We start from the raw sequence: 25,674 nt of genomic DNA on the forward strand, positions 1-25,674 counted from the left end.
TTTAGTAAATATTGATTCCGTATGGCATTATTGCTTGTATTCCTTTTTGTTTTTGGAATTTCTTTACCTGTTCGATAAGAAGATAATTTTCCTCTCCAATTTCTTCTTTAATAAAAGCTTCTTTTGATTTTGCAAAAGGCAGGTTGGAAAGTAAATCATTAAAAGATTTTTCGTATTCAGGGTAATTCTGAGTGCTGTATTTTTTTATTTTAGCAATTTTGGCAGCCTCTGCAATAGCAGCATTCAATCCGCCAATTTTATCTACTAAACCTAATTTTAGAGCTTCAGTCCCTGACCAAACGCGGCCTTGTGCAATAGCATCAACTTGTGCGAAACTCATTTTACGACCTTCTGCAACATGAGTTACAAAAGTGTTGTAGATTTTTTCAACTCCTTCTAATGTAAAAGCTTTGAATTTTTCATCAACTGGTACAAACGGACTGTAATTAGCTGAGTTTTCATGGGTTTTTACCTGCTCAGAATTAATGCCTAATTTGTTGGCAAGAGGAGTGAAGTTTGGCAATACTCCGAAAACACCAATAGATCCGGTAATAGTATTATTTTCTGCAAAAATTTTATTGGCGTTGCAGGCAATATAATAACCGCCTGAAGCAGCATAATTCCCCATCGAAACTACCACAGGTTTTACTTTTTTAGTAATTTCAATTTCTCTCCAGATTAAATCAGAAGTAAGTGCACTTCCTCCTGGACTGTCAATTCTGAGAACGATTGCTTTTACATCGTCATTTTTTCTTGCTTCCTGCAAAGAGCGGCGCATTGAACCTTCTCCGATAGTATTTACATCGCCTTCTCCGCTTCCAATTTCGCCTTGAGCGTAAATAATTGCAATTTGATCGGTCGCAGTATTGGCAAGAGCAGTTGTAACATTATTTTGGGTATAATCTAAAATCGAGATTTTATTGTAATCTTCATCTTTGTCTACTTTCAATGCTTTTCTGATCGCATCGTGATACACATCTTCATAAGCAATAATATCGACTAAGTGCTGTTGTTTTGCCATTTCAGGAGTTCTTGCTAAAAGGCCGTTTGCGATTTCGTTTAATTTTGGCAGCGGAATATTTCTGCTTTTTGAAATATCGCTGGAAACTGTTGTCCAGATTGAGTTTAAAAGCGCAGTGATCTGTTCTCTGTTGGCATCACTCATACTGTTTTGTAAAAAAGGCTCAACGGCGCTTTTGTATTTTCCATGACGGATTACTTCCATATGTATTCCCGATTTCTCTTGAAAATCTTTGAAAAACATTACTTCAGAAGACAAACCTTTAAAATCTAAATCGCCAACTGGATTTATATAAATTGTATTGGCTACAGACGTTAAATAATATTCTTTCTGCGAATAACTATTTGCATAAGCCCAAACAAATTTTCCTGATTTTTTAAAACTTTCCAGCGCATTTCTCAAATCTTTGTATTGTGCAAGACCCAGCGAAGATTCGTCATTTAAAATAGAAATTCCTTTAATATTATCATCTGTTTTTGCCGCTTCAATTGCATTAATAACATCGGTTAAACCAATGCTTTTTTTATCTGAAAAAGCGGTTACCCACGGATCTTTATATTTCCCCGCATAATCATCTTTGATTTCCTTTAAATTAAATTCGATAACCGAATCAGATTTCACCGAAACCTTGTCATCTCCGCCAAAAAGGGCTGCAAGAAAAACAGCTCCAAAAAAGAAAAGCATAATAAATACAAAAATACCAATCACTGTGGCAAGTACATTTCCTAAAAACTTCATATGTATATTTTTTTAATAAGTATCGAAAAAGGGCAAATTGTTACAAATTAGACATCTAAAATTAGCATAATTTATAAGACGTCGTTTCACAAATATATTGGTTAATTCTAAAATAGTTTTAGTTAATTTGCATTAATTATGAAATTACAGCATCAAGTCGTTTTATCGATAGGCAGCAACCAAGGCAACAGACTAGAAAACATCCAAAAATGTATTGATTTAATCCATCAAAAAGTTGGCACTGTCATTCAGGTTTCAAAACTTTACGAAACTCCTGCATGGGGTTTTGAGAGTGATGCATTTTATAATTGTGCACTTCTTCTGCATACCAATTCTTCTGCTCAAAAAATACTCAGCCATGTGCTGAAAATTGAAAAAGAACTGGGTAGAATTCGCTCGAACCAAGAAGGTTATCAATCCAGAATTATTGACGTTGATCTGATTGTTTTTGATAATGAAATTATTGATTCAGAGAAACTTAAAATTCCGCATCCATTGATGCAGAATAGAAATTTTGTTTTACTTCCAATGCAGGATTTAAAACTAAATTGGAAACATCCTATTTTGCAGAAAACCATAACGGAGCTAATTGCAGTTACTCCAGACGACAGTGTTTGTACTGTTGTTCAGGATTTGGAAAACCCGCTTGATGATATTTCTTTAAATCAATTTAATTATATTTCTTTTGAAGGGAACATTGGGGCAGGAAAAACTACTTTGGCACATAAAATTGCAGAAGATTTTAATGCAAAAACGGTTTTAGAAAGATTTGCTGATAATCCCTTTCTTCCGAAGTTTTACAAAGATCAAAATAGATATGCTTTTCCTTTAGAAATGTCATTTTTAGCCGATCGCTATCAGCAGTTATCAGATGATTTGGCACAATTTGATTTGTTTAAAGATTTTATTGTAGCCGATTATCATATTTTTAAATCGCTGATATTTGCTAAAATTACGCTTGCTGAAGATGAATATCGTTTGTATCGAAACTTGTTCGATATCATTTACAAAGAAATGCCAAAACCAGATCTGTACGTTTATTTATATCAGAACACAGAGCGTCTGCTCCAGAATATCAAAAAACGCGGTCGTAACTACGAACAGAATATTGAAGGATCTTATTTAGAAAAAATCAACAACGGATACTTAGAATATATAAAATCGCAAACCGATTTGAATGTTCTGATCATTGACGTTTCAGATCGCGATTTTGTAAAGAAACACGAAGACTACATTTTTATCTTAAATGAAATCAAGAAGAAGCTACGCTAATGTTCCAATTAGGTAATTAGAGAATTAGTCAATTAGATAATTCCTTTTGTGCTTTAAATTATCTAATCACCTAAATGGCACATTTTCTAATTCTGAAATTGACACATTATCTAATTAAAACTATCTTTTCAAAGTAAAATGACCTCTTAAAACAGGCATTGTTTCGTCAATTTTTAGAGCATACCAATAATCAGAAGCGGGAAGAGGGATTTGGTTTAAATTACCATCCCAGCCCATTTTTGATCTGCTTAATTGAGCAACTAATTTTCCGTATCTATCAAAAATAGTAACTTCTGCCTGCGGATAATTTTCCATGCCTGTAACTTCCCAAACATCATTAAAAGTATCATTATTGGGAGTGAAAAATGGAGGAAAAACAAGAACTACAAATTGTTTTGTAACTTGTCCGCATCCACTTTTTTCTCGCGCATATGCCGTTTGAAGTCCAGCAGGAACATCATAGAAAATAAAAGAATCCTGAAAGTTGATTCCGTCTACAGAGTATTCAAAATAATCTTCAGCTTTAATGAGATAGATAATAGCCCTTGTTCCTTCGACATCTATACGATCAATTTGTGGAATTTTGCTCTCTTCAACTAGTATAGTTTTTCTACTGGTACAATTTTCAGGAGCTGGACTTGTAACATCTACAGTATAAGTTCCACCTAGATTAACAGTTGTAGTTTGAGTTGCTGCTCCATTTGACCATTGATAATTCATTCCAGAAATCCCTGCGTCTAATGTTATAGTTTGAAGCTGGCACAAAGTTAAAGTTTCATTAGTTACTGCAGGAGGTGTATAAATTACAATGTCTACAGGAATTCGAGTCGAATTAATACATCCGTTATTAGAAGATTCTGCATAATAAGTCGTGTTGGAAGAAATTACGGGAGTTACAAAATTATTTCCCGAAAAAATACTATTTCCTCCTGTAGAAGCTGTAAACCAGTTGATTATTCCAATATTTGAACTTGCTTTAATAGTTACAGATCCAGGTCCGCAATTTGAATATGTGTTTTGTTCTGCAATTGGCGATGCTGGTGTTGCATTTACTGTGGCGGTTACAGATTTTCTATTCGATTCGCAGCCCGCATCAACATAATAAGTGGTACTTGTGCTTATCGATGGAGTTGTGTAAGAAGTTCCAGTCCCTAATAAATTTCCTCCCGTAGCGGCATCATACCATCCAATAGTCGCTCCAATTGATGCTGTTGCAGTAAATGTAAAAGTTCCCGAATCACAAACTGGACTCGGATTTGCTGACGGAGTTGCAACTAGAATCGTAATTTTTGTACTTGCTGCAATTTCCAATGGAGCTTCGCCAGGCATTCCGCCATATTCTACAACATATCCTTTCGGCTGATAATTACCATTTGTATCTCCAGTATTGGATAAATCGTTCCAAGAGCCTCTTATTCCAACGCCTGGCTCTGTAATATGGGCGTAATCTTCATCTCCCAGCTGATTCGGTTCGCTGGTATTCCAAAAAGCAAAATTTGGCGTTGAGCCGTTTGCGTTTCCATTCCAAAAAATAGTTCCGGTTTCGGGGCCGGTAACCCATTTCCAGACGCCTTCCGTTTCAGCGTCGCTTCCACCAATCCATCCGGTTCCAGTAGCTTGCTCGCCTATTAATTTAGCCTCATCGGCAGATAAAACTGTAGCTAAATATCCTTGCAGGCCATAGTAAGTACTAGCAGCTGCTAAATCTCTTGCATTTGTCCATGTAACGCCAATATTTGGAGTAAATAAATAGTAATGTCCTGTAGAAGGAAGGTAATTAGCCTGTCCAATCGTAATAGAAAAAGTTCTTGTTCCAGAGGCTGTTGCAGAGGAATTGGTGAATACAACATCTTTTACTGCGGCAACAAAATCAGCATACGAAATTACAGTTGCCGCGGTTAATCCCGCTAATTTTAATTTTCCTGAAACTGCATCCCAGCTGGTTATAATATTTGAATGTAAAGCCGGATTTGTTAATTCTAAGCGATCAAGTCCGCTTGAATATCCTGATGAAATCTGAATATAAAGTTCCTGTGTCCCGTTTTCTGATGGATCATGGGTGATAGTGAAATCAGTAACAATATTAATTGTGGTTTGCGGACAGTATAATTGATCTCCTTGCGCTGTAAGTTTTGGAGGATCAATTACGAAATTATCTTTTTTATTCTTTTTTGTTTTTGGGTTTATATGGTCTTTTGAAGTAAATTTATTGTTTTTGTTAAAAGTTTTTATATTTTCATTTGCAATGGAAAAATTAAAACTTAAAACGGAAAATAAAAGAATAAAGTTTGATAAATTAATATTTTTCATTTGCTAAAAATATCAATTTATTAATAACAAAAAAAATAATTTCTATTTAGGCCAATTTATTTTTTGAAACAAATCCCAAACTACAATTCCAGCGCTAACTGCTATATTAAGAGAGTGTTTGGTTCCAAGCTGAGGAATTTCAATACATCCGTCGCATATTGCAACAGCCTCTTGAGCAACACCATAGACTTCGTTACCAAAAACGAGTGCATATTTTTGATCTTTTTCAATTGTAAAATCTTGAAGAAAAATCGCACTTTCAACTTGTTCAATGGCCATTGTCAGCACATTTTCTTTCTTTAAATTTTCAATAACTTCAAGAACATTTTCGTGATGTTCCCAAGCTACAGTTTCGGTTGCGCCAAGTGCAGTTTTATGAATTTCTTTATTTGGAGGAGTGGCAGTAATACCGCACAGAATAATCTTCTCAATCAAAAACGCATCAGCAGTTCTAAAAACAGAACCAATATTGTGAAGGCTTCGGATATCATCTAAAACTAATATTAAAGGTGTTTTTTCAGATTTCTTAAAATCTTCAATAGATTTACGGTCTAGTTCGCTGTTTTCGAGTTTTCTCATTAGTGTTGAATTGTAGTCATAAAAAAAGCTTCCAAAGATAAGGAAGCTTTTTCGATTATTTGTATGTTTTTCAGATTAGCTTTTTACTGGATCTGGTAAAACAGTACCTTTAATAGTAAGGATTTTTGTAGGTTGACCTTCAGCGTTAGAAGTAACAGTTACAGTTTTTGTAAAAGCACCAACTCTGTCAGTAGCATATTTTACTCCGATAACACCTTTAGCACCTGGTGCGATTGGTTCTTTTGGAGTAGTTGGAACAGTACATCCGCAAGATCCCGTAGTGTTAGTAATGATTAATGGTTTAGTTCCGTTGTTAACAAAAACAAACTCACGTTTACCATCAGCATTGTGAGCGATAGTTCCGTAATCGATAGTTTCAGTTTCAAAAGCCATTCCAGCTCCTTCAACTTTAGCAACTTTAGCAGTTTTAGCTTTTTTAGTTGTTTGTGCATTACTAGCTGTAATACCAGCTACAGCCAACATAGCGAATAAAATTATTTTTTTCATTGTTTCTAGGGTCTTTTTTAAATGATAAACAAAGCTATGTAAAATTCTTAAATCACAACCTAAAAATATCTTAAAATATTTTAATTTTTGAAGTTTTCGAATTGCCGCTAAAAAATCATAAATTCGCTGTCTTAATTTTTCATTTAAAACACAATAATTTGGCAGCTAAAGAGAAAGTGGTGAAAGAAACACCTTTAATGAAACAGTACAACGAAATCAAGGCTAAATATCCTGATGCATGTCTGCTTTTCAGAGTAGGGGATTTTTATGAAACCTTTGGAGAAGACGCCATTAGAGCTTCAAAAATTTTAGGAATAACATTAACTAAAAGAGGAGCGGGGTCTGATACAGAAACGGCTCTGGCTGGGTTTCCGCATCATTCTGTAAATACCTATCTGCCAAAATTAGTTAAAGCCGGACTTCGTGTAGCAATTTGTGATCAGTTAGAAGATCCAAAAATGACTAAAACAATTGTCAAAAGAGGTGTTACAGAATTGGTAACTCCTGGTGTTTCTTTAAACGATGAAGTGCTGCATTCCAAATCAAATAATTTTTTGGCATCGGTTTATTTTGCCAATAAAAATATCGGAATTTCTTTTCTGGATGTTTCTACAGGAGAATTTTTGACAGCTCAGGGTAATGCAGAATATATCGATAAATTATTGCAGAATTTTAATCCAAGTGAGGTTTTAGTTCCAAAAAATAACAAGAGCGATTTTAAGAATGCTTTTGGAGAAGATTTTCATAGTTTCTACCTAGAAGATTGGATCTATAAAGAAGATTATGCTTTAGAAACCCTTACTAAACATTTTCAAACCATTTCTTTAAAAGGATTTGGTGTTGAGGAATTGAAGGAAGGAATTATAGCATCGGGTGCGATTTTGTATTATTTGTCAGAAACCCAGCATAATCGTGTGCAGCATATTACGGCGATTCAGCGTATTGCAGAAGATGCCTATGTTTGGATGGATCGATTTACTATTCGAAACTTAGAATTATATCACAGTTATAATCCAAATGCAGTTACGCTTTTAGATGTTATCGATAAAACACTTTCTCCAATGGGAGGACGTTTATTGAAGCGCTGGCTTGCCCTGCCCTTAAAAGACAGTAATAAAGTAAAAAGCCGACATGAAGTTGTAGCTTATTTAAAGTCGAATCCAGAAATTCTGCATAATATTCAATATCAAATTAAACAGATTTCAGATTTAGAACGTTTAATTTCTAAGATTGCGGCAGGCAAAGTGTCTCCAAGAGAAATTATTTATTTAAAAGAATCTCTAGATGCTATTATTCCGATAAAAACTTTGGCGCTCGAAAGTCCGCAGGAAGCTGTAAAAGTAATTGGAGATAGTCTGCATGCTTGTGAACTGCTTCGTGAAAAAATTAAAACGACATTAAATCAAGATGCGCCTGTTGCAATTTCAAAAGGAAATGCCATTGCAGGCGGTATTAGTGAAGAATTAGATGAACTTCGTGCGATCTCGACTTCTGGAAAAGAATTTTTAGAGGGAATTGAAAAAAGAGAATCAGAAAGAACAGGAATTTCTTCGCTGAAAATTTCTTTTAATAATGTTTTTGGATATTATATTGAAGTTCGAAATACGCATAAAGATAAAGTTCCAGAAGAATGGATTCGTAAACAGACCCTTGTAAATGCGGAGAGATATATTACAGAGGAATTAAAAGAATATGAAACCAAGATTCTAGGTGCTGAAGAAAAAATATACAAAATAGAAAGTGAGCTTTTTGAACAATTAGTGGCTTGGATAAGTACTTATATTAAGCCGGTTCAGATGAATGCTTATCTGGTTGCTCAGTTGGATTGCTTGTGTTCGTTTACCCAGATGGCAGTCGAAAATCAATATGTGCAGCCGGAAATCGATGATACTTTTGAACTGGATATTAAAAATGGAAGACATCCTGTAATTGAAAAACAATTGCCGGTAGGAACGCCCTATATTGCCAATGATGTTTTTCTGGACAGAGAAACACAGCAGCTTATTATGATTACAGGGCCAAACATGTCTGGTAAGTCGGCTATTTTGAGGCAAACGGCTTTGATTGTGCTTCTGGCTCAAATGGGAAGTTTTGTTCCGGCAGACAGCGTTAGAATGGGAATCGTAGATAAAATTTTCACCAGAGTAGGAGCTTCGGATAATATTTCGATGGGGGAATCTACATTTATGGTTGAAATGAACGAGACAGCTTCTATTTTGAATAATATATCAGATAGAAGTTTAGTGTTGCTGGATGAAATTGGAAGAGGAACTAGTACTTACGATGGAATCTCGATTGCTTGGGCAATAGCTGAATTTCTTCACGAGCATCCAGGAAGAGCAAAAACTTTATTTGCGACGCATTATCATGAATTGAATGAAATGACAGAATCTATGCCGAGAATTCAGAATTTTAATGTTGCGGTAAAGGAATTAAAAGATACTGTTTTATTTGTTAGAAAACTGGTTAAAGGAGGAAGTGCACACAGTTTTGGAATTCACGTTGCAAAAATGGCTGGAATGCCGCAACTTGTTATTTCTAGAGCACAAAAACTTTTAAAGAAATTAGAAAAGAATCATTCTAGTGATGCTTTGCACGGAATAAAAGCGGCTAATGAAGAAATGCAGATGAGTTTCTTTAATTTGGATGATCCTTTATTGGAAGAAATAAAAGAAGAAATTTTGAGCCTCGATATTAATGCAATTACGCCGGTAGAAGCACTGATGAAGCTGAATGAGATTAAAAGGATGCTGGTCAAAAAATAATTTTAAAAATTTTTCAAGTTTAAAGTTTAGGTTATCAGAAAGTTATAAAATAAGTAAAATATTTTTAAAAAAAATGCTTGTGTAATTGAATAAATGTCCTAAATTTGCACTCGCAATACGAAACAAGTCAAGTATTGCGGAGTTCTTAAATAGAATTTGAAAGGCGAAAATAGCTCAGTTGGTAGAGCGCGACCTTGCCAAGGTCGAGGTCGCGGGTTCGAGCCCCGTTTTTCGCTCAAAATCATATAATGCTCGGATGGTGAAATTGGTAGACACGCTGGACTTAAAATCCAGTGAACAGCAATGTTCGTGCGGGTTCAAGTCCCGCTCTGAGTACTAAAGCCTCTTCTTTTGAAGAGGCTTTTTTTATGGTCTAAACTTGTATAAAATAAATTTACGAAGTAAATTTATTTTAAAGAATCTAAGAATCTAAGAATCTAAGAATCTAAGAATCTAAGAATCTAAGAATCTAAGAATCTAAGAATCTAAGAATCTAAGAATCTAAGAATCTAAGAATCTAAGAAACTGAAATCTCCAATCTAAAATCTAAAATTATAAATGGGTGCTTTTGTAATCAGTAGGCGTTTTAACGATGAATATAAATTTACTTTTACTTCGCGAAAAGGGAAAGTTATTTTTACGAGCCTGAGTTATGAATTGAGATTTGAGTGTGAAGAAGATATTGAGAAATTTAAAGCGAATATTGAACTTGCAAAATTTTTGAAATTTAAAGGCTCTGGCGGGAAGTATTTTTTTAAATTGATGCTGGGTGATGCTCAATTTGCAACAAGTCGTAAATACAGTACGGAATTGCTTCTGCAGAAAGGTATAAAGGAAATCGTAACCTATGCTTCCAGGTCGGAAATCTTAGATTTCTCTTCAAATGAATTAATTTTTGAAGATGAGGAATCTGAAGAGGAGCTTGAGGAAGTGGTAGAATAAAAAAAAGCGTTCACGGTAGTGAGCGCTTTTTTATTTGAAGCTGATCAATTGTTAAAATTGGTCATAAAAAAAAACCATCTAAAAAGATGGTTTTAAAATCGTTAGAAACTATGTTCTAATTATTTTTTTACTTCTTCTACTTTAGCAGCAGCTGAATCAACTTTAGCAGCAGCAGAATCAACAGTTGCAGCAGCTGAATCAACAACAGCAGCAGCTGAATCAACAGTAACAGCAGTAGAATCTACGGCAGCTTCTGAAGCAGCAGCGTCAGCTTTTTTACAAGATACAACAGTTAAAACAGCAACAACAGCTAAACTTAAAAATACTTTTTTCATCTTACTTTATTATAAAAGGTTAATTATTAATTCGTGGCAAAGATATAAATTTTTTAATATGTAAAATATTTTTTCACTTTTTTTTTAAAATATTTTCCTTACTCACGATTATCTTAGTTATCAAATAATATGCCAAATTAATAAAAATAAATTATATTATTGTATATTTTGTCTAATTTATTTTTTGTTGAAAATTCTATTGCTCTTTTGGCTCTTTTAATCACGTTTGTTATGTTTTATTTTGTTTTTTAAGGATTATTCTGTTTGATCGATTACTATAAAATTATGTTTTTATGGGTTTAATTTTCATAAAAAAGATATAATCCCTTCTGATTTAAGAATAAAAATGATTAGGAAATGGTTTTTATAATAGTTTCAGTGGCTCCTTTATTATCTTGAATAAATGATTTAGATATGATGCTTTTTTTTGTAAATATTTCATTATCAGATAGTAATTGATCGAAAGTTTTTTTCAATTCTGCACTATTAGAAATAACTGTGCATCCTTGCAGATTTACAAGTGAAACCGCCTCTGCGAAATTAGAATAGTTGGGGCCAATAACAATAGGAATTCCAAAAGCAGCTGGTTCTAAAATATTATGGATTCCTGGATTGCCAAATCCGCCGCCCACGTAAGCAATTGTACCGTAACTGTATATTTTAGTTAAAAGTCCGACGTTGTCAATTATAAAAACATTGTATTTTGATAAATCCTTGTTTTCTTTCTCGGAGAATAAGACAGTTGATTTTGTAATTAGTGATTTAAGCTCAGCGATTTGATCTGCTTTTATATTATGAGGAGCGATTATGAATTTTACATTTTCTGGCGCTTGATTAATGTATTCGGCAATTAAAACTTCGTCTTTTGGCCAAGAACTTCCAAAAACAATAACCTTCTGGCTGTTTTTGAAATTTTCGATATAATCAAGTTTGTTGTCTCTTTCTAAAATTGCAGCGACGCGGTCAAAACGGGTGTCTCCAGAAACAATTACATTTTCAAATCCAATAGATTGAATTTTTTGCTTGGAACTTTCATTCTGAACAAAAAAGAAAGTGAATGCCTTTAGAGCTTTTCTGTAAAATCCGCCGTACCATTTAAAAAACATCTGATTGTCTCTGAAAATTCCAGAAATCAAATAAGTTGGAATTTTATTTGTTTCGAGTTCTTTTAAATAGTTAAGCCAAAATTCATATTTAATAAAAAATGCAAATTCAGGATGAACTAATTTTAGAAATTTCTTCGCATTATGCTTTGTGTCTAAAGGAAGGTAAAGTGTAACATCTGCAACTGTGTTATTTTTACGCACTTCGTATCCAGAAGGAGAAAAAAAGGTTACAATGATTTTATGGGAAGGGTATTTTTTCTTGATTTTTTCAATTACAGGAAGTCCTTGTTCGTATTCGCCAAGTGAAGCTGAATGAAACCATATAGTTTTATCCTCAGGCTTTATTTTATTTTCTAAAATTGAAAAGACATTTTTTCGGCCTTCAACAAAAAGCTTGATTTTTGGGCTGAATAATGCGATGATTCTGAGTAAAAACCCTGCTAAAGAAACGACTAAATTGTATAAAAAAAGCATGTAATTATTTTTGCAGCTAAATTACATTTCTTTCTACTATTTTCATTGGTTTGAAGCTATTAATAACTATTTTTGTTCCTCCTTTTAGAGATTTCTATCTAAATAGAGTCTTTACTTTTTAAATAGTATTCAAAATGAAAAAAATTCAAATGGTTGACTTAAAAAGTCAATATGAAAAAATAAAATCTACTGTAGATGCTTCAATTCAAGAGGTTTTAGATACAAATACTTATATAAATGGACCTTTAGTTCATCAATTTCAAAAAAATCTTGAAGATTATTTAGGTGCAAAACATGTAATTCCTTGTGCAAATGGTACAGATGCACTTCAGATTGCTATGATGGGTTTAGATTTGAAACCAGGTGATGAAGTTATTACTGCGGATTTTACTTTTGCTGCAACTGTTGAGGTTATTGCTTTACTGCAGTTAACTCCTGTTTTGGTTGATGTTGATTTGCATAATATGAACATCGATATCGAAGCAGTTAAAAAAGCAATTACGCCAAAGACTAAAGCAATTGTTCCGGTACATTTATTTGGACGCGCTGCTAATATGGATGCCATCATGGAGATTGCGGCCGAACATAATTTATATGTAATTGAAGATAATGCACAGGCTATTGGTGCTGATTATGTTTCTAAATCTGGAACAAAATCAAAAGTAGGAACAATTGGTCATGTTGCGGCGACTTCGTTCTTTCCTTCTAAAAACTTAGGTTGTTATGGAGATGGTGGAGCAATTTTTACCAATGATGATAAATTAGCACACATCATCCGCGGAATCGTTAATCACGGAATGTACGAACGTTATCATCACGATGTTGTGGGTGTAAATTCACGTTTAGATAGTATTCAAGCTGGGGTTTTAAATGCAAAACTGCCTTTGTTAGACGAGTACAATCAAGCACGTCGTTTAGCGGCTTCAAAATATAATGCAGCTTTCGCTGGAAATGCACATATTGTTACGCCAGATTTTGATGCAGATGAAAATGATCACGTTTTTCACCAATATGTGTTAAGAATTTTAGATGCTGATAGAAATGCTCTAATGCAGCATTTATTAGATAAGGGTATTCCATGTGCGATTTATTATCCAATTCCGCTTCATTCTCAAAAAGCATATGTTGATTCCCGTTATAAAGAAGAACAATTTCCAGTTACAAATCAATTAGTGCAGGAAGTAATTGCTCTGCCAATGCATACAGAACTTGATGACGAGCAGATTAAATTTATAACTGATTCTGTTTTAGAATTTTTGAATAAATAAATTATGAAGAAGTTAAGCCTTTTAATTTTGATGACTCTTTTGCAGCTTTCGGTTTTTGCACAAAAAACGAACACTACAGAAGAGAATGCAGTCAATAATCAAGTTGAAATTTTGCGTCAGGCTATGATTGATGCTGATGGAGCAAAATTAAAAGCACTAACTTCAGACAAGTTAAATTATGTCCACTCCAATGGAAATTTTCAAAATCAAGCAGAATTTATTGAGGGAATAGTTAGCGGAAAATCTGATTTTGTGACTATTGAATTTCAAGATCAAACTATTACAATTCTAAATGATACGGCAATAGTGAGACATGTCCTTGCTGCGCATATCAAAGATGGCGGTATTGATAGAGATATTAAAATAGGAATAATGCTTGTTTGGCAAAAACAAAAGAATAATTGGGTTCTTATTGCAAGGCAGGCTTACAAATTAACTACATAAAAACAACCACAAAATGAAAGTATTAGTAACAGGAGGATTAGGGTTTATTGGTTCTCACACAGTAGTCGAACTGCAAAATGAAGGCTTTGAAGTTGTGATAATTGATAATCTTTCGAATTCTTCAGAAGATGTTTTAAAAGGAATTACTGCGATAACAGGAAAAACGCCTTTGTTCGAAAAAATTGATTTAAGAGAAAAAAGTGCCGTTCGGGATTTCTTTAAAAAACATAACGATGTTACTGGAGTTATTCATTTTGCTGCTTCAAAAGCAGTTGGCGAAAGTGTGGAACAGCCGTTATTGTATTATGAAAACAACATTAGTAGTTTAGTGTATCTTTTACAAGAATTACAGCAAAAACCAGAGGCTAGTTTTATCTTCAGTTCATCTTGTACGGTTTATGGTCAGGCCGAAAAAATGCCAATTACGGAAGATGCTCCTGTGCAGACAGCAATGTCTCCGTATGGAAACACGAAACAAATAGGAGAAGAGATTATTACAGATACTGCGAAAGTAACTAATATAAGCGCTATTTTACTGCGTTACTTTAACCCTGTTGGAGCACATTCTTCAACTGAAATTGGAGAATTACCATTAGGAGTTCCTCAAAACTTAGTTCCATTTATTACACAAACAGGAGCAGGATTGCGTCAGGAATTATCGGTTTTTGGAAATGATTATCCAACACCAGACGGAACAGCTGTTCGTGACTATATTCACGTAGTAGACTTAGCAAAAGCGCATGTAATTGCCTTAAAGCGTTTATTCGATAAAAAGAATCTGGCGAAAGTTGAAACGTTTAATTTAGGAACTGGAAAAGGCAGTTCAGTTCTTGAAGTAATTCACAGCTTCGAGAAAGTAAGCGATAAAAAATTGCCATACGTAATTAAACCGCGCCGCGAAGGTGATATCACCGAGGCTTACGCAAATACAGATAAAGCAAATAACGTTTTAGGCTGGAAAGCAGAACTAAGCTTAGACGAAGCAATGGCAAGCGCCTGGAAATGGGAACAGAAAGTTCGTTCTTAGTTTTTGGTCTCAGTTTCAGTTTAAAAACTAAATATAAAAAATCCCAAATGATTATCATTTGGTATTTTTATTTTAATTCAATTTATTTTGTAAATTTGTAAGATTAAAAATGTAGGAATTATGGGCTCGGAAAAAGAAAATAAAAAAAACAATAGGGTAGAAGAACCCAGAGTTGAATACGAAGTTCAGAAACCTAAGTTTAAAGGAATAGATCGAGAAACTTTTGATTTTGATGCTGAGTTTGCAAAAGGATTAACTCCAGAGGAAGCAAAAGCGGAATCGATTAGAAGGATCAGGGAATGGTGGGGGAGATAGAAGTTATTTATACTTCAAGTGTTATTCATTATCTTGATGATTTAGTTGTCACTTTGTATAAAAAAGAATATTTTGGATTTATTGAATCTGCTGAAGAGTATGTTTTACACATTTATGATGCAATTCCTGAAAGAATAAAAAAATCTTCACATAAGAAAACTCCAAAATCGCTTCAGTATTTAGGTTTAAATTATGTTTTTTACAAAGCTAACTCCAGAACAACTTGGTATATATTTTTCGAAAAAAGAAATCAAAACTACTTGATTACCGGAATTACAAATAATTATTCTGCAGAAGCAAAACAATTATAAAAGCAAATCCTCATAAATACTTAGTTTATGAGGATTTTTTATTTAATATCGTCAGTACTGAAAACTAAAAACTGAGACTGAATACTTGAAAATTAAGCATTCGCTGTAACCGCTTCTTTATCAATTTTATTAATCAAACCAGCCAACACTTTTCCTGGGCCAACTTCAGTGAATAAAGTAGCGCCGTCAGCGATCATTTGCTGTACAGATTGCGTCCATTTTACAGGAGCAGTCAATTGAATAATTAAGTTCTTTTTGATTTCATTTGCATCCGAAACTGCATTTGCTGTTACGTTTTGGTAAACTGGGCAAATAGGAGTAGAGAATGTTGTTGCTTCGATTGCAGCTGCTAATTCTTCTCTTGCCGGCTCCATCATTGGCGAGTGAAAAGCTCCTCCAACAGGTAAAATTAAAGCACGTTTTGCTCCTGCAGCTTTCATCGCTTCACAAGCTTTTTCAACTGCTGCAGTTTCTCCAGAAATTACTAATTGTCCAGGGCAGTTATAATTTGCTGCAACTACAACTCCGTCAATAGAAGCACAAACTTCTTCTACAACATTATCAGCTAATCCTAAAACTGCTGCCATCGTAGATGGAGTAATTTCGCAGGCTTTTTGCATTGCAAGGGCCCGTTGAGAAACTAATTTCAAACCGTCTTCAAAAGATAAAGTTCCGTTGGCAACCAAAGCTGAAAATTCTCCTAAAGAATGTCCTGCAACCATTTCTGGCTTAAAATCTTCTCCTAAAGTTTTAGCTAAAATAACAGAGTGCAAAAATACAGCTGGCTGTGTAACTTTAGTTTCTTTTAGTTCTTCGGCAGTGCCTTCAAACATAATATCGGTAATTCTGAAACCTAAAATTTCATTGGCTTTTTCGAATAATTCTTTGGCTAAAGCCGAGTTTTCATATAAGTCTTTGCCCATTCCTGTAAACTGTGCGCCCTGACCTGGAAATACGTATGCTTTCATTTGTCTAATTTAATTTTTACTTTTTTTAAAATTGAAAATTAGTTTCAATTGGAAGGCAAAAATACTATTTTTTTAGCTCGTATAATCCTTAAACATATAAATCCATGCTAATCTTGAAAATCGGAGGTTGAAAGAAGTAAGCAAAGTAATAACAATTGCAATAATCGGAATGATTCTTAAATCGAAATTTGTTTCAAAGAAAAACTGTGCAACACAATAGGTTGCAATACCCTGAGCGACTGTTAATCCATAGTTTACATACATAGCACCAAAAAAATACCCAGGTTCTTTTTGGAATTTATAATGGCAGTGACTACAGTATTCATTCATTTTTGGAAGTCCAAAAGTCAAAAAAATATTTTTATCTGTAAACACTTTTCCTTTATGACAAACAGGACATTCGTTACTTAAAATATGAGTTAATGCATTTGACATGATCTTGTTGTTTTTTATTTATACAAAGGTAATATAGAGCAGGATAAAAGTCTTTTTTATATCTTCGCTGATTATAGCACAATAAAGACATTTTGTTTGAGATTTCAAATCTAAAATTCCAAATTCCAGAATCTGCAATCTAAATTTAATACCGTATGAAAAAATATCCCATTTATAGTGTTCAGAATTTTAGTTGTAATGATATTCATCGTGATTTTTATGTGAATACATTTAAAGAGCATCTAAAAAGTCACAGTTTTGTAGAAGAACCGCATCGTCATGATTCGTATTTAATGGTGTTTTTTACAAAAGGTTCAGGATTGCACGAGGTCGATTTTGATCAATTCGAAATCAAAAGAGGAAGTTTATTTGTGCTTCAGCCAGGGCAAATGCATCATTGGAGTTTGTCTGAAGATATTGAAGGCTTTGTGATTATCTTTTCGCAGGAGCTCTATAATTTGTATTTCGGACAGAAGAATATCAACGATTACAATTTTTACCATTCGATTCATAATCGGCCGGAAATGGTTTTTGAAGAAAAAGAAATTGCGAAAATCCAGCCTTATTTCGATCTGCTGATTCAAGAAAATAATGAAAATAATAAATATCAGCTCGACAAAATGTTGAATTTATTAGATTCAATTCACATCGAAATTGCTCGTAAATACAATGAAACGTATTCGCATCAAACTCATTCCTATAATATTAAAATCAATAAATTCGAATCGCTTTTAGAAGAATATTTCAGAAAGGAAAAACTGCCATCTTTTTATGCTGAAAAACTGAATATCACGCTGAAACATTTAAACAGAATCTGTAATGAAATCCTCCAAAAAACTGCCACAGAAGTAATTACAGACCGCGTAATTCTCGAAATAAAAAGAATGTTAATCGATAAACAATTAGCTGTAAATGAAGTTGCCTTTAAAGTAGGTTACGAAGATTACTCGTATTTCTCCAGATTTTTCAAAAAACAAACCGGAATGTCTCCAACGGAATTTCGAAATATAAAATGAGGGGCTTCGACTTCGCTCAGCCTGACAGTTGTATTCTCAATAAATCGCATGTCAGGCTGAGCGAAGTCGAAGCCCCTCGTTCCTAAAAAAAATCCTGCACTTCCTAAAAAGTACAGGATTTTTAACCAACCAAATTAAAACCTATTATAAAGTATTAAGCTTGTTTTGCAAATTGTAATTCAATGTTTAAACGAACTTCTTCACCTACTAAAACGCCTCCAGTTTCAAGAGCTGAGTTCCAGTTTAAACCCCAATCTTTACGATTAATTTTTCCTTCTATGCTTAAACCTACTTTTGTATTTCCCCAAGGATCAGTCATGATACCGCTAAATTCAACAGGGAATTTCACTTCTTTAGAAACACCTTTGATAGTTAAATCTCCAACTATTTCGTAATCTCCGTCATCGATTTTTTTGAATGATGAAGCTTTGAAAGTTAATTTTGGGTTGCTTTCCGCATCAAAGAAATCAGCACTTCTTAAGTGTCCGTCTCTGTCTGCATTTGCAGTGTCTACAGAAGCGATATCAGCAGAAAATTCGATTGCTGCGTTTTCAAAATCATTTCCTTCTGTAGTAATTGTAGCGTCGTATGTTCCAAATTTTCCTGAAACATTTGTAAACATCATGTGTTTAACTTTAAAACCAATTTCTGAGTGAGTTGGGTCAATTGACCATTTTGTAGTTGCCATAATTTTTATTTTTAAATAATTAATTTCATTTTGATAGGACAAAGTTACTTTGACTGTCTTCATTTGGCACTTAACCTAGATTAAGAAATGAAATAACTTTTTGATTGTCCGTTTGTTTATTTTTTGTTTTTGTTTGAAAAATTGCTGTCGAATTAATAGTTCATCGGAATATCCATTAATAAAAATTCAGCATCTGTATTGGCTTGAATTTTTAAAATGTCAGTTCCCGAAATTCCAACTGCATCACGAGTATTTAATTCCTGACCGTTAATGGTAACGTTTCCTTTTAAAACAAAAGCATAAACGCCGTTTCCTTCTTTTTTGATTGTATATTCTGTGGATACTCCTGAGTCAAAATTACCCATATTGAACCAAGCGTCTTGGTGAATCCAAACGCCTTCGTCATCTGCATTTGGAGATAAAATCTGAGAAAGTTTATTATGTCTGTCAGCAACATCCAAAGTAATTTGCTGATAACGAGGTGTAACGTTTCTTTTATTCGGAAATAACCAGATTTGCAATAATTTAGTCTGCTGATCTGCGTTTGGATTAAACTCACTATGCTGAACACCAGTTCCGGCACTCATTACCTGAATATCACCATTTTTAATGATTTCAGTATTTCCCATACTGTCTTTGTGTGCCAAATCACCTTCTAGCGGAATCGTAATGATTTCCATATTATCGTGAGGATGAGTTCCAAAACCCATTCCGCCCGCAATCGTGTCATCATTCAAAACACGAAGTGCCCCAAACTGAATTCTATCCGGATTGTACCAGCTTGCAAAACTAAAACTATGATAAGCATTAAGCCATCCGTGATTTGCGTTTCCTCTTGTTTCTGCTTTATGTAATACTATATTTTCCATGATCTTGTCTTTTGTTGTTTTGTAGTACAAAGATACCGCCAAGGTCAAGGAAAAGCACTTAATCTAGATTAAGAAAAAAGTTACTGAGGTTCTGAGGGGCTAAGAATCTAAGATTTTTAGTTTAGGTGTAAAGTTACAAAGGTTTTAAGGTAGAGGCGCACAGCAGTGCGATTAACACACAGTTTGTCATCTCGACGAAGGAGAGATCACAAAAGTGGCTCGACAAAGATTGACGATTATGCAGATGGAGTTTATAGTGTGATCCTTCCTCAGGATGACAAAATTGAGTAGGAATTATTTCTTAGTATAAACTAACTAAATATTTTAGTTTGATTCGAGAATAACAACAATACTATCAAAGTTTTTCTTTTTAGCAATAGAAAGTGCTGTTTCCCCTTTTTTTGCTATTGCATTTTTGTCTGCATCATTTGCTAGCAGGTATTTTACAATCTCTTCATGGCCATAATAAGAGGCATACATAAGTTCAGTGAAACCATCTTTTGCAGCAGTATTCATTTCTGCTCCGGCTAAAACAAGAATTTGAATATATTCCATAATTCCAGTTATAACTGCTGATATTAATGGTGTAATTCCTTTATGATTTTTAGTATTTACATTAGCTCCAAACTTCAAAAGAGTTTTTATTGCTTCGATTTGTCCTTCACGTGTCACCGCCCAATGTAAAGTGGTCATTTTGTATTTATCTTGTATGTCTGGATTTGCTCCTCGTTCAAGAAATGTCTTAAGTACCGGTATGCCTGATTGTGTGAGTGCTGTAAAAATAGGACTTTGCTTGTAAGAATCCCTATCTTTTTGATTTATATCAACATCCGTGTCTAAAAGAATTTTTATTATTTCCAAATTATCTTGTCGTGCAGCATAATACAATATGCCATTCCCAAAATCATAATCATTGACAGCCAAAACGTCTGCACCCAATTCTAATAATTGTTTAACTTTATTTATATCGCTGTTTAGAACTGCGGACATTAGTGGGGTCAGTGAAGCTAGATATTTTTCACGTAAATTCAGTATATTGTCACTCATGTTTTTTGTAGGTTTTTTCTTTTTTTAAAAAGCAAAAGTATATTAAAAAAACCACGAAAGGTTAAAACTTTGAAAAAATAAAATCTAAATTCTATGAATTTCTGTTATCTTTCGAGATGACAAGATTGCGAGAAGATATGTTTAGGTAATTATATTCAAAGTGAAATAAAACTTTGCGACTTCGCGTCTTTGCGAGATTTTTAAAAAAAAACTCCTAAATTATTTGATTTTAATCAATTTTCCTCTCCCCTCTGAAATGTCAAGATAATTTCCTCCACCATTTTTATTGTGGATATAAAATTGAATAGTATCTTTTTTGATTTGATCTTTTGGGATACTTATAATTAAATCAGTATTTATGAAATTCTCCAACAGTATTACATTGCCATAAGAAATTTTTCCCTTTGGCAAATACTTGTTATCAAAGGCAAAAACACTGTCCTTAAAAGTAATTTTGTCTTTTTGTACGTATAAGCCATAGTCTTCTAATAAATAATTGTAACGACCGTTAAGTTTATCTGTTTTCTGATTGAAGTTAATAGAAAGGAATATTATTATTAAAGCAAAATATTTCATAACGTTCTAACTATATTGGTTAATAAACTGCTGTACAACAAAATCTGTGTTGTCATGGCGTTTTTTCATTTCCAGTGCAATCGGCGGTGCAGCTCTTTCGAGACAGTTTTTAACATCACAAGTTTCACACGTAACGCCAACAATTCTTTTAACGAGTGGCTTTCCTTCAATGAATTTAAATTTCTTTTTCATCGTCGGATTAATTAAAATTCCAACAGAAATACTGCGAATATTATTTTCTACAAAAGGATCTTTTGTTGCCGATGAAAAAACTAAATATTCATTCCCGCTATGTACATAACTCGAAATTTGGGCATCAAAAAAATGCGGTTTATTTTGTCTGATGGCTTCATTTATGGTTTTAACAGACACCCATCGTCTGCAATAATGCTCGTTGGTTTCGTTGGCATGCGGTTCTTGCTGATTCGTAATATGTAATTCTTTTTTAATTTGATAAACATCCGAGCCAATAGGGTGTGACATTCTTAAAAAGAATAAATTTTTCAACTGAAAATCTTTTGGTAATAAATTCGTTAAACGCTGATAAAACGATTCAGGAGAGACTTCGAAGCTTTCAATTAAAGAAACAAATTCTTCTGGATTTGGTTTTTCATTATTTAGGAAATTATTGATTTTGTCTACAACCAATTTTCTTGGCAATAACAAAGCGCCTGCAAAATAAGAAGCGTAAAAATTATTCAAAACCTGATCGAAATTTTCAAACTTAATCCAGCTGAATGTCAGCAGACGATCTGAAATTTTCAAATAATTATAAGCTATTTCTTTGGCTAAAATAAAGGCTTTTTGCGGAGCGTCAAGTTCTGTTGAAAGCAATAAAGTTCTGCTTTTAGGAACATAAATCGAGCGCAAATCGCCTAAAGCTTCTTGATCGGTAAAAGCGATTTCTTTTATATTGTATTCGTATTCTTCTTTTAGAATGGATTCTAATTCTTCAATGCTGATTTTAGAATCTAAGTTGATTTGAAACGACTTTGAAAACGCAATTACCTTTTCTTCTAAATCTTCAAAATAATTACTGTGGGCTTCCTGATAAGATCGTAAAGCGGCTAAAAAGAAACTTTCACGGCTTAAATTATAATGCTGTGCAATTTCGATAATGGTACTGATGAAGGCATTGACTTTTGCCGGAGCATTCGCAATAATATCAATTAAATCAGCTTCCTGAATTCCGAAAAGGTCAAGCGGAATCTCTTTTAAGATTCCAGATTTTAGAATTTCGCCAATAGGGGCGAGGTTGTTGTCGAGTTTTAAAGACACCATTTGATCGTAAGTCACATCCAAATGTTTGCATAAAAGCAAAATTTTATCTGCTTTAGGATATTTTTTTCCCTTTTCAATTTCGTTTAAATACGATTTTGAAAGATTCGTCAATTTGGCTAAGCCAAAAAGAGAAAGATTTTTTTGAGTTCTGACTTGCTTGAGTTTAAGCCCAAATATCAGCTTTATATAGTCTTTTTCGATATCCATAATATCAAATGTAACTGATTTACAAATAATCGCCAAAAAAATATTTTTAAATTTTAGCGAACGTTCGCTATTTTTACGAAAAACTTTTTGTAACATTGTAGTGTAAAACTTATTAGCTATGAAAAACCAAATTGAAACTACCGAAACGGCGATGGAATTTTTAGCCGAAAAGAAGCTTCTTTATTCAAAGATCTGGACAGAAGAAGCGGTTACTTTTATAACTGAACTGCATAGAAAATTCGAATCACAGCGAAAACTATTGCTTTTGCAGCGCGAGCAAAAACAAGTCACTTTTGATCAGGGAATTATGCCGGTTTTTATTCCGGAAACGAAAAGTATCAGAGAAGGCAATTGGACAGCAGGCGAAATTCCGAAAGATTTGTTGGACCGAAGAGTAGAAATTACTGGACCCGTTGATCGCAAAATGATTATCAACGCCTTAAATTCTGGAGCGAAAACTTTTATGGCCGATTTTGAAGACAGCACTTCGCCAACTTGGCAAAATCTGATGGAAGGCCAGCTGAATTTAATCGATGCGGTAAATAAAACAATCACGTTTACTGATTTGGTGAAACAGAAATCGTATCACTTAAATGAAAAAACGGCGACGCTGATTGTGCGCCCAAGAGGTTTACATCTGCCGGAAAAACATCTTTTAATTGATGGAAAAGAGGTTTCGGGTTCTCTGGTAGATTTTGGATTGTATGTTTTTCATAATCATAAACGACTTTTAGAAAACAATTCAGGACCCTATTTCTATATTCCGAAAGTAGAACATTATCTGGAAGCGCGCTGGTGGAATAATCTAATTGATTTTACCGAGGATTATTTGAATCTTAAAAGAGGAACTATAAAAGTGACGGTTTTAATTGAAACCATAACGGCAAGTTTTCAGCTGGATGAAATTATTTACGAATTAAAAGAACATATCGTGGGTTTAAACTGCGGACGCTGGGATTATATTTTTTCTTATATCAAAAAGTTTAGAAAAAATCCAAAATTCATCGTTCCAGACCGTGATCAGGTAAATATGACTTCGCCTTTTATGAATGCATATTCCAATTTGGTGATTCAAAGATGTCATGAAAGAGGCATTCACGCCATCGGCGGAATGACCGCGCAAATTCCGATTCGAAACAATGAAGAAGCCAATGCAGTTGCTTTTGCAAAAGTAAAAACCGATAAAGAGCGTGAAGTTCGAAACGGCCACGACGGAACTTGGGTAGCGCATCCAGATTTGGTTTCGCTGGCAAAAGAAATTTTTGATAAAGGAATGCCAACGCCAAACCAGATTCATATTAAAAGAGAACATCGGAAAATTACAGAAGCCGATTTGATTGAACCGCCAATCGGAATCATCACTGAAAACGGTGTTCGAAAAAATATCAATGTTGGGGTTTTGTATCTGGCTTCGTGGCTGAATGGACAAGGCGCCGCGGCTTTGCATAATTTGATGGAAGATGCAGCAACGGCCGAAATTTCGAGATCGCAATTATGGCAATGGCTTCAAAATAAAGTGGTTTTAGATAATGGGCGAAAATTAGATTTGGCTTATTATCACGAATTGGCTTTAGATGAATTCAGAAAAATCAAAGAGGAATTAGGCGAAGAAAACCACGAAAAACAACAATTTCCATTGGCTGAAAAAGTATTGGAAAGATTAGTGGTAAATACTGATTTTGTTGACTTTTTGACTATTCCTTGCTACAAATATTTATGAGCAATTAAAAATTGAGAATTAAAAATTAAAAATATTTTCACGCAGATTTTGCAGATAACGCAGATTTTTAATTTTTAATTCAAAATTTTTAATTGAATGAAATGTTTTACTAACCACTTTAACTAAACTATTTATGAAAACAACAGAAGACAGAATTCAGGAATTGATTAACGATTGGATTACGAACCCGAGATGGAAAGGGGTTGAACGTCCTTATACTGCTGCAGAAGTAGTTACGCTTCAGGGATCTTATCAAATTGAGCATTCTATTGCCAAAATGGGAGCGCAAAAATTATGGAGAAAGTTAAAAAATCAAGATTATGTTGCGGGATTGGGCGCGTTAACTGGGAATCAGGCGATTCAAGAAGTTGATGCGGGTTTAGAGGCGATTTATTTGAGTGGCTGGCAAGTTGCTGCTGATGCAAATCTGGCGGGAGAAATGTACCCAGACCAATCACTTTATCCGGTAAACAGCGTTCCGATGGTGGTAAAAAAAATCAATAATGCTTTATTACGTGCCGATCAGATTCAAACTGTAAATGAAATTGAAGATAAAAAAGATTATTTAGTTCCGATTGTAGCCGATGCCGAAGCAGGTTTTGGAGGAAATCTGAATGCTTTCGAATTAATGAAATCGATGATTGAAGCTGGAGCTTCTGGAGTTCATTTTGAAGATCAGTTGAGTTCTGCTAAAAAGTGCGGGCACTTGGGCGGAAAAGTTTTAGTGCCAACGCAGGAAGCGATCAATAAATTAATTGCAGCACGTTTGGCATCTGATGTTATGGGAGTTTCAACTTTAATTGTGGCAAGAACAGATGCTGATGCAGCAAATTTATTAACAAGCGATGCCGACCCAAGAGACAGGAAATTTTTAACAGGTGAAAAAACTGCCGAAGGTTTCTTCTACGTTAAAAACGGAATTGATCAGGGAATTGCAAGAGGTTTGAGCTACGCGCCGTATGCTGATTTAATTTGGATGGAAACCAGCAATCCGGATTTGGATTATGCGAGAAAGTTTGCCACGGCTATGAAAAAAGAATTTCCGGATAAAATGCTGGCGTACAACTGTTCTCCGTCCTTCAATTGGGCTGCAAAATTAACGGTTGCCGAAATGGAAACGTTTAGAGAAGATTTGGCAGCAATGGGCTATAAATTTCAATTTATTACTTTGGCAGGATTCCATGCTTTGAATACTAGTATGTTTGAATTGTCAAAAGCCTATAAAGAACGCGGCATGGCAGGATATTCTGAATTGCAGGAAAGAGAATTCGCTTTACAAAAAAACGGATTTAGAGCGGTAAAACATCAAGCGTTTGTTGGAACTTCTTATTTTGACGCCGTTCAAAATACGGTTATGATAGGAAGATCTTCGATAACGGCAATGAAACATTCTACAGAGGTTGAGCAATTTTAATTTTTTTCCGCCACGAATTCACGAATTATTTTTGACAAT

At 34.1% G+C, this 25,674-nt stretch carries 24 protein-coding genes and 2 tRNA genes; 13 read left to right on the forward strand and 13 right to left on the reverse strand.

What is annotated here, in order from left to right:
* Nucleotide 1 precedes the first annotated feature (1 nt).
* Complete coding sequence (sppA, locus tag HYN86_RS08045; protein ID WP_113677576.1) at nt 2-1,759, reverse strand: signal peptide peptidase SppA; 1,758 nt, start codon at nt 1,757-1,759, stop codon at nt 2-4.
* 138 nt (nt 1,760-1,897) lie between these two features.
* On the opposite strand from sppA, the gene folK reads away from it, so the two are divergent.
* Nucleotides 1,898-3,031 (forward strand): 2-amino-4-hydroxy-6-hydroxymethyldihydropteridine diphosphokinase, encoded by a 1,134-nt coding sequence (gene folK / locus HYN86_RS08050; RefSeq protein WP_113677577.1) that lies wholly within the window; start codon nt 1,898-1,900, stop codon nt 3,029-3,031.
* A gap of 120 nt (nt 3,032-3,151) precedes the next feature.
* On the opposite strand, the gene HYN86_RS08055 is transcribed toward folK, so the two are convergent.
* From HYN86_RS08055 to HYN86_RS08065, 3 genes are all read right to left on the reverse strand, one after another.
* Nucleotides 3,152-5,341, reverse strand: coding sequence for an Ig-like domain-containing protein (locus HYN86_RS08055; RefSeq protein ID WP_113677578.1), 2,190 nt, complete (start codon nt 5,339-5,341; stop codon nt 3,152-3,154).
* 42 nt (nt 5,342-5,383) lie between these two features.
* A complete protein-coding gene (locus HYN86_RS08060; RefSeq protein WP_057117336.1) occupies nt 5,384-5,920 on the reverse strand; it encodes an RNA methyltransferase in 537 nt (178 codons plus the stop codon).
* 75 nt (nt 5,921-5,995) lie between these two features.
* Nucleotides 5,996-6,427: a DUF1573 domain-containing protein gene (locus tag HYN86_RS08065; protein ID WP_113677579.1), complete on the reverse strand. Its 432-nt coding sequence runs from the start codon at nt 6,425-6,427 to the stop codon at nt 5,996-5,998.
* Nucleotides 6,428-6,585: 158 nt separating this feature from the next.
* Between HYN86_RS08065 and mutS the strand changes: the two genes are divergently transcribed.
* From mutS to HYN86_RS08085, 4 genes are all read left to right on the forward strand, one after another.
* Complete coding sequence (mutS, locus tag HYN86_RS08070) at nt 6,586-9,192, forward strand: DNA mismatch repair protein MutS (RefSeq protein ID WP_162789326.1); 2,607 nt, start codon at nt 6,586-6,588, stop codon at nt 9,190-9,192.
* A 163-nt stretch (nt 9,193-9,355) separates the two neighbouring features.
* Nucleotides 9,356-9,428 (forward strand) — tRNA-Gly (locus tag HYN86_RS08075).
* 14 nt (nt 9,429-9,442) lie between these two features.
* Nucleotides 9,443-9,528, forward strand: a tRNA-Leu gene (locus HYN86_RS08080).
* 222 nt (nt 9,529-9,750) lie between these two features.
* Complete coding sequence (locus HYN86_RS08085) at nt 9,751-10,134, forward strand: DUF1508 domain-containing protein (RefSeq protein ID WP_113677580.1); 384 nt, start codon at nt 9,751-9,753, stop codon at nt 10,132-10,134.
* A 119-nt stretch (nt 10,135-10,253) separates the two neighbouring features.
* Here HYN86_RS08085 and HYN86_RS08090 read toward each other — a convergent pair whose 3' ends face one another.
* Both HYN86_RS08090 and HYN86_RS08095 read right to left on the reverse strand, forming a co-directional pair.
* A complete protein-coding gene (locus tag HYN86_RS08090; protein ID WP_057117327.1) occupies nt 10,254-10,469 on the reverse strand; it encodes a PG1828 family lipoprotein in 216 nt (71 codons plus the stop codon).
* Between the two features lie 350 nt (nt 10,470-10,819).
* The gene (locus HYN86_RS08095) at nt 10,820-12,049 is read right to left on the reverse strand and encodes a 3-deoxy-D-manno-octulosonic acid transferase (protein ID WP_113677581.1); all 1,230 of its coding nucleotides are present in this window, start codon (nt 12,047-12,049) and stop codon (nt 10,820-10,822) included.
* 134 nt (nt 12,050-12,183) lie between these two features.
* On the opposite strand from HYN86_RS08095, the gene HYN86_RS08100 reads away from it, so the two are divergent.
* The 5 genes from HYN86_RS08100 to HYN86_RS08120 all read left to right on the forward strand — a co-directional run bounded on the left by HYN86_RS08100 (nt 12,184) and on the right by HYN86_RS08120 (nt 15,414).
* Nucleotides 12,184-13,317, forward strand: a complete 1,134-nt coding sequence (locus HYN86_RS08100) for a DegT/DnrJ/EryC1/StrS family aminotransferase (RefSeq protein ID WP_113677582.1) — start codon at nt 12,184-12,186, stop codon at nt 13,315-13,317.
* 3 nt (nt 13,318-13,320) lie between these two features.
* Nucleotides 13,321-13,761 carry a nuclear transport factor 2 family protein gene (locus tag HYN86_RS08105; protein ID WP_113677583.1) on the forward strand — a complete coding sequence of 147 codons (441 nt, stop codon included), beginning with the start codon at nt 13,321-13,323 and terminating at the stop codon, nt 13,759-13,761.
* A gap of 13 nt (nt 13,762-13,774) precedes the next feature.
* A complete protein-coding gene (gene galE, locus HYN86_RS08110; protein WP_113677584.1) occupies nt 13,775-14,788 on the forward strand; it encodes a UDP-glucose 4-epimerase GalE in 1,014 nt (337 codons plus the stop codon).
* A 120-nt stretch (nt 14,789-14,908) separates the two neighbouring features.
* On the forward strand, nt 14,909-15,103 hold the full coding sequence (locus tag HYN86_RS08115) for a hypothetical protein (protein WP_113677585.1): 195 nt from the start codon (nt 14,909-14,911) through the stop codon (nt 15,101-15,103).
* Nucleotides 15,088-15,414: a hypothetical protein gene (locus HYN86_RS08120; RefSeq protein ID WP_113677586.1), complete on the forward strand. Its 327-nt coding sequence runs from the start codon at nt 15,088-15,090 to the stop codon at nt 15,412-15,414. Before HYN86_RS08115 ends, HYN86_RS08120 begins: the two co-directional genes overlap by 16 nt.
* A 92-nt stretch (nt 15,415-15,506) precedes the next feature.
* On the opposite strand, the gene fabD is transcribed toward HYN86_RS08120, so the two are convergent.
* A complete protein-coding gene (gene fabD / locus HYN86_RS08125; protein WP_113677587.1) occupies nt 15,507-16,382 on the reverse strand; it encodes an ACP S-malonyltransferase in 876 nt (291 codons plus the stop codon).
* A gap of 72 nt (nt 16,383-16,454) precedes the next feature.
* Nucleotides 16,455-16,817 carry a DUF983 domain-containing protein gene (locus HYN86_RS08130; RefSeq protein WP_057117300.1) on the reverse strand — a complete coding sequence of 121 codons (363 nt, stop codon included), beginning with the start codon at nt 16,815-16,817 and terminating at the stop codon, nt 16,455-16,457.
* Nucleotides 16,818-16,972: 155 nt separating this feature from the next.
* On the opposite strand from HYN86_RS08130, the gene HYN86_RS08135 reads away from it, so the two are divergent.
* On the forward strand, nt 16,973-17,833 hold the full coding sequence (locus HYN86_RS08135; RefSeq protein ID WP_113677588.1) for a helix-turn-helix domain-containing protein: 861 nt from the start codon (nt 16,973-16,975) through the stop codon (nt 17,831-17,833).
* Nucleotides 17,834-17,987: 154 nt separating this feature from the next.
* On the opposite strand, the gene HYN86_RS08140 is transcribed toward HYN86_RS08135, so the two are convergent.
* The 5 genes from HYN86_RS08140 to HYN86_RS08160 all read right to left on the reverse strand — a co-directional run bounded on the left by HYN86_RS08140 (nt 17,988) and on the right by HYN86_RS08160 (nt 22,501).
* Entirely contained in the window at nt 17,988-18,521 is a 534-nt protein-coding gene (locus HYN86_RS08140) for a YceI family protein (protein WP_113679884.1), read from the reverse strand.
* A 152-nt stretch (nt 18,522-18,673) separates the two neighbouring features.
* Entirely contained in the window at nt 18,674-19,390 is a 717-nt protein-coding gene (locus tag HYN86_RS08145) for a pirin family protein (protein ID WP_113677589.1), read from the reverse strand.
* A gap of 324 nt (nt 19,391-19,714) precedes the next feature.
* The gene (locus HYN86_RS08150) at nt 19,715-20,437 is read right to left on the reverse strand and encodes an ankyrin repeat domain-containing protein (protein WP_113677590.1); all 723 of its coding nucleotides are present in this window, start codon (nt 20,435-20,437) and stop codon (nt 19,715-19,717) included.
* Nucleotides 20,438-20,656: 219 nt separating this feature from the next.
* Nucleotides 20,657-21,013, reverse strand: coding sequence for a hypothetical protein (locus HYN86_RS08155; RefSeq protein ID WP_113677591.1), 357 nt, complete (start codon nt 21,011-21,013; stop codon nt 20,657-20,659).
* Between the two features lie 6 nt (nt 21,014-21,019).
* On the reverse strand, nt 21,020-22,501 hold the full coding sequence (locus HYN86_RS08160; RefSeq protein WP_113679885.1) for a helix-turn-helix domain-containing protein: 1,482 nt from the start codon (nt 22,499-22,501) through the stop codon (nt 21,020-21,022).
* A gap of 118 nt (nt 22,502-22,619) precedes the next feature.
* On the opposite strand from HYN86_RS08160, the gene aceB reads away from it, so the two are divergent.
* Nucleotides 22,620-24,221, forward strand: a complete 1,602-nt coding sequence (aceB, locus tag HYN86_RS08165) for a malate synthase A (protein WP_113677592.1) — start codon at nt 22,620-22,622, stop codon at nt 24,219-24,221.
* A 133-nt stretch (nt 24,222-24,354) separates the two neighbouring features.
* Nucleotides 24,355-25,635, forward strand: coding sequence for an isocitrate lyase (gene aceA, locus HYN86_RS08170; RefSeq protein WP_113677593.1), 1,281 nt, complete (start codon nt 24,355-24,357; stop codon nt 25,633-25,635).
* The last annotated feature ends 39 nt before the right edge of the window (nt 25,636-25,674 follow it).

Origin of the sequence: Flavobacterium fluviale (assembly GCF_003312915.1) — a bacterium.
Classification (GTDB): domain Bacteria; phylum Bacteroidota; class Bacteroidia; order Flavobacteriales; family Flavobacteriaceae; genus Flavobacterium; species Flavobacterium fluviale.